This window comes from Micromonospora inaquosa (genome assembly GCF_003857055.1).
Taxonomy (GTDB): Bacteria; Actinomycetota; Actinomycetes; order Mycobacteriales; family Micromonosporaceae; genus Micromonospora; species Micromonospora inaquosa.
The window spans coordinates 1-4,338 of record NZ_QGSZ01000366.1 but is presented as its reverse complement, the minus strand read 5'-3'; the positions used below and the strand labels follow the sequence as shown (position 1 = coordinate 4,338).

General features: G+C 72.8%; 3 protein-coding genes. All 3 read left to right on the top strand.

The genetic code is table 11. The features are described 5' to 3' along the window. Nucleotides 1-113: 113 nt before the first annotated feature. Nucleotides 114-2,276 (top strand): RNA degradosome polyphosphate kinase, encoded by a 2,163-nt coding sequence (locus DLJ59_RS33310; protein ID WP_425271479.1) that lies wholly within the window; start codon nucleotides 114-116, stop codon nucleotides 2,274-2,276. Nucleotides 2,277-2,300: 24 nt separating this feature from the next. Further along, nucleotides 2,301-3,821, top strand: coding sequence for a CYTH and CHAD domain-containing protein (locus DLJ59_RS33305; RefSeq protein ID WP_124778090.1), 1,521 nt, complete (start codon nucleotides 2,301-2,303; stop codon nucleotides 3,819-3,821). Continuing rightward, nucleotides 3,809-4,338: NUDIX hydrolase (locus DLJ59_RS33300; RefSeq protein ID WP_148096996.1), on the top strand; the 530-nt coding region annotated here is incomplete at its 3' end. The genes DLJ59_RS33305 and DLJ59_RS33300, both read left to right, overlap by 13 nt.

Below are 4,338 nucleotides of genomic sequence, written 5' to 3'. Positions count from 1 at the left end.
CCGATGGACGCTTCCGCCCGTCGCGCGCCGAACGCGCCAGCGCCGCCCGCGCCGACACCCTCGCCGACGACCCTGGTGCCGCCTCCTCCGGGCTGGACGAGGTCATCGACCCGATGCCGCAGATCGAGGCGGACGGCCCGGCCGCCGGTGACGTCCGACCGGTCCCGTCGACCGGCGCCGGGCGGGAGGACGACGACGAGCCCCCGGCCCCGCCACTGCCGGAGGACCGGTTCCTCAACCGGGAGCTGTCCTGGCTCGACTTCAACGCCCGGGTGCTCACCCTGGCCGAGGACCAGCGCACCCCGCTGCTGGAACGGGCCAAGTTCCTGGCCATCTTCGCCAGCAACCTCGACGAGTTCTACATGGTGCGCATCGCCGGTCTGAAGCGGCGGCTCTCCGCCGGCCTGCCGGTGCGCGGCGGGGACCGGCTGCCCCTGCGTACGCAGTTGGAGCTGATCGCCGAGCGGACCGCCGCCCTGGTTGCCCGGCACGCCGCCTGTTTCGTCGACGACGTGCTGCCCAAGCTCGCCGACGAGAGCATCCGCATCCTGCGCTGGAGCGAGTTGGGCGACCCCGAGCGGGAGCGGCTGCGCACCTACTTCCGGGAGCACATCTTCCCGGTGCTGACCCCGCTCGCCGTGGATCCGGCGCACCCGTTCCCGTACATCTCGGGGCGGTCGCTGAACCTGGCGGTGGCGGTTCGTGACCCGGACGGCGGTTCGGAGCTGTTCGCCCGGGTGAAGGTGCCCAACAACGTCCCCCGTTTCGTCCGGGTGGACCGGGACCAGCCGGGTGTCCGGATGCTGCCGGTGGAGGACCTGATCTCGGTGCACCTGGGGCAGCTGTTCAGTGGCATGCAGGTGGTCGAGTGTCACCTGTTCCGGGTCACCCGCAACGCCGAGGTGGAGGTCGACGAGGACCGCGACGAGGATCTGCTCCAGGCCCTGGAGCGGGAACTTGCCCGGCGCCGGTTCGGCCCGCCGGTCCGCCTGGAGGTCGCCGCGTCGATCTCCGACCACATGTTGGAGCTGCTCGTCCGCGAGCTGGACATGGACGACCAGGACGTGCTGCGGGTGCCCGGCCTGCTGGACCTCTCCGCCCTGTGGCAGGTCTACGGCGAGGCGGACCGGCCGGATCTGAAGGACCCACCGTTCGTGCCGGCCACCCATCCCCGGCTCGCCGAGGGCGAGGTGCCACGCAGCGTCTTCGCCACCCTGCGCGACGGGGACATCCTGGTGCACCACCCATACCACTCGTTCGCCACCAGCGTGCAGCGCTTCATCGAGCAGGCCGCCGCCGACCCGAACGTGCTGGCCATCAAGCAGACCCTGTACCGGACCAGCGGCGACTCCCCGATCGTCGACGCGCTCGTCGACGCGGCGGCCGCCGGCAAGCAGGTGGTGGTGCTGGTGGAGGTGAAGGCCCGCTTCGACGAGGTGGCCAACATCGGCTGGGCCCGCACGCTGGAACGCGCCGGCTGCCACGTGGTGTACGGCCTGGTGGGCTTGAAGACGCACTGCAAGACCGCGCTCGTGGTCCGGCAGGAGGGCAACCAGATCCGTCGCTACTGCCACATCGGCACCGGCAACTACCACCCGAAGACGGCACGACTGTACGAGGACTTCGGGATGCTCACCGCCGATCCGGAGGTCGGCGCCGACCTCACCGACCTGTTCAACGTGCTCACCGGGTACAGCCGGCAGACCGCGTACCGGCGACTGCTGGTCGCGCCGCAGGGCATCCGCAGCGGGCTCATCGAGCGGATCGAACGGGAGATCTCGCACGTCCGCCTGGGCATGCCCGGCCTGGTCCAATTCAAGGTCAACTCACTGGTCGACGAGGGGGTGACCGACGCGTTGTACCGGGCCTCCCAGGCCGGCGTACACGTCGACCTGCTCATCCGGGGCATGTGCACGCTGCGCCCCGGTGTGCCGGGGCTGTCGGAGAACATCCGGGTCCGCTCGATCCTCGGCCGGTTCCTGGAACACTCCCGGGTCTTCCGGTTCGGCAACAACGGCGCGGCCGAGTTCTGGATGGGCTCGGCCGACCTCATGCACCGCAACCTGGACCGCCGGGTGGAGGCGCTGGTGCAGGTGAGCGACCCGATCGCCCGCGCCGAACTGGACCAGGTGCTCACCGCCGCGATGAGCCCCGAAGTGGACGCGTTCGAGCTCGCCGGCGACGGCACCTGGACCCGGCGCACCGATGTCGACGACACCGCCCGGGACCATCTGCAGGAACTGCTGCTGCACCGCGTCGGTGGCACGGCCAGCTGACCGCGCTGCGCATAGGCTGAGCTGATGGTCGAGGAGGAGCAGAAGTACGAGGTGGACGACGCCTACGTGCTGCCGGACCTGGCCGGTGCCGCCCCGGCCGGGGGTCGGGTCCGGGCACTGCCACCGGTGACGCTGGTCGCCCGCTACCTCGACACCGTCGACCTGCGGCTGGCCCGCGCCGGTGCCTCGCTGCGTCACCGCCGGGGAGACGAGCTGCCCTGGACGGTGAAACTGCCGACCGGGACGCCGGGCGTCCGACACGAGATCTCCCGCCCCGGGCCGAAGAAGCGGCCGCCACCGGAGCTGGTGGAGTTGGTCACCGTCCTGCACCGGGGGGCGCCACTGGCCCCGGTGACGGTGGTCCGGACGGTGCGGCACGGGTACGAGGTGTGTGACCGGGCCGGCACGGTGCTCGCCGAGGTGGTGGACGACCGGGTGACAGTGCTCGACGACGCCGGCACCACCACCGCCACGTTCCGTGAGGTGGAGGTGGAGCTGAAGGCCGGCGACTGGAAGCTGCTCGACCGGGTCGGCGGGGTGCTGCGCCAGGCCGGCGCCCAGGGCGGCTCGTTCACGCCGAAGCACGTACGGGCGCTGGGCGCGAGGGCGCAGGCCGACCCGGACCTGGTCGCACCGGCCGGGCTGACCGCCGAGCCGAGCGCCGGTGAGGTGGTGACCGAGTCGGTCCGCAAGGAGATCAGCCGGCTGCTGGCGCACGACCCGCTGGTCCGGCTGCGCGCCTCGGCCGCCGGTGACGACACCGCCGTGCATCAGATGCGGGTGGCCTGCCGACGCCTGCGCAGTGATCTGCGGACCTTCAAACCGTTGCTGCGCAAGACCTGGTCCCGCACACTGCGCGCCGAGCTGCGCTGGTTGGCCGGTGTTCTCGGCGCGGCCCGCGACGCCGAGGTGCTGCGTGCGCGGCTGCGCCGTACCGCCGACGCCGACCCGCTGAGCCCGCTCGACCCGGGCGCTGTGGACCGGCTCGACGAGGTGCTCGCCGAACGGCAGCGGCGGGCGCTCACCGCCATCGACGAGACGCTGCGCTCCGCGCGCTACCTGGCCCTGGTGGGCTCCCTGGTGCTGGCCGCCCGCGCGCCCCGACTCACCCGCCGGGCGGCCGCACCCGCCGCACAAGCGTTACCCGCGCTGGTGGCACGCCCCTGGCGGCGGTTGACCGGGCCGGAGGGCGTCGACGGGCTGGACGCGCAGTCGCCGGACGACCGCTGGCACGCCGTTCGCAAGAAGGGCAAGCAGGCCCGGTACGCGGTCAACGCGGTGGCACCGACGGTCGGCAAGGGCGCACGCCGGCTGTCCCGTGCCCTTGCCCGCGTTCAGGACGTGCTCGGCGAGCATCAGGACGCGGCGGTGGCGGCGGACACCTGGTTGGAGATCGCCGCCGCCCGGCCGGACGACCACGAGCTGGCGGTCACCGCCGGGCGACTGGCCGAACGGGAACGCGGTTCGGTGCGCCGGATGCGGGCTCAGTTGCCGGCGGCCTGGCACCGGGCCACCCGCCGTCGGCGGACCAGTTGGCTGCCGTGACCGGCATCCGGGCGGCGGGCGGGGTGGCCTGGCGGCCGACCGACGACGGCGTACGCGTCTGCGTGGTGCACCGCCCCCGCTACGGCGACTGGACGCTGCCGAAGGGCAAACTGGAACCGGGCGAGCACGCGCTGGCCGCGGCGGTCCGTGAGGTGGCCGAGGAGGCCGACGTGCGGGGCGTGCCGCAGGTGCGGCTGCCCTCGGTGCGGTACCGCAGCGAGGGGCAGCCCAAGCTGGTCGACTACTGGTCGATGCTCGCGGTGGCCAGCGGCGGTTTCCAACCGGACACCGAGGTGGACGACATCCGTTGGCTCACCGTCGACGACGCGATCCGGTTGGTCAGCTACCCCCACGACGTCGAGGTGTTGGCGGCGTTCGCCGCGCTGCCGTCGGTGACGGCGACGGTCGTGCTGGTCCGGCACGCCCATGCCGGTAAGCGGGCCACCTGGTCCGGCCCGGACGTCGGGCGTCCCCTGGACGTCGAGGGGTGGGCTCAGGCAGGCGCGCTGGCCGAGCT